The following is a 564-nucleotide window of genomic DNA, read 5'->3' on the forward strand; positions in this document are numbered from 1 at the left end:
GAGGCGGTGGCAGACTTCTACCACCGATGTTTACTCCCTTTACTACCTCCGTCCGAGAGAGATCTTTTTCGGCTTCACCATTACCCTTTAAGCTATAGCCCTTTTGGGTGAATCTCTGTTTATGTCGCCATTTTTATCTACCTTTGAGTGGTAATAAGGTAGACTTAATAATTAATGATGGCTTTTAGATATAAATTGATGGATAAATGGGGGCTCACCCTACTCTCTATGGTGGTAGGGCTAGGGCTTCTTTACTTCGTAAGCGGTGACATGATTCCCTCGGCCTCTGCCCAGAGTGGGCAAGAGGAAGCGGGAGTGGTGGAGATCAACCAAGCACAGTTTGCGGAGCTGGTTTATGACTATACTCAGGAGGGAGAATGGCAATTCAAAGGAGATAAGCCTGTGATAGTTGACTTCTATGCCGTTTGGTGCGGTCCCTGCAAAAGGCTTCGCCCACGGTTGGAGCAATTGGCACGCGAGCAGAAGGGCGAGGTGATTATCTACTCTATTGATGCTGAGAAAGCAGTGGAGCTCTCACGGCGGATCGGCATCCGTGCTTTCCCT

General features: G+C 48.8%; 1 protein-coding gene. It reads left to right on the forward strand.

The genetic code is table 11. The annotated features are described in order from the left end of the window. Nucleotides 1-198: 198 nt before the first annotated feature. The coding region (locus tag QVO39_RS00360; protein ID WP_288171179.1) for a thioredoxin family protein at nucleotides 199-564 on the forward strand (366 nt) is incomplete at its 3' end.

This window comes from Porphyromonas sp. CAG:1061, from assembly GCF_000435035.1.
Lineage (GTDB): Bacteria > Bacteroidota > Bacteroidia > Bacteroidales > Porphyromonadaceae > Porphyromonas_A > Porphyromonas_A somerae.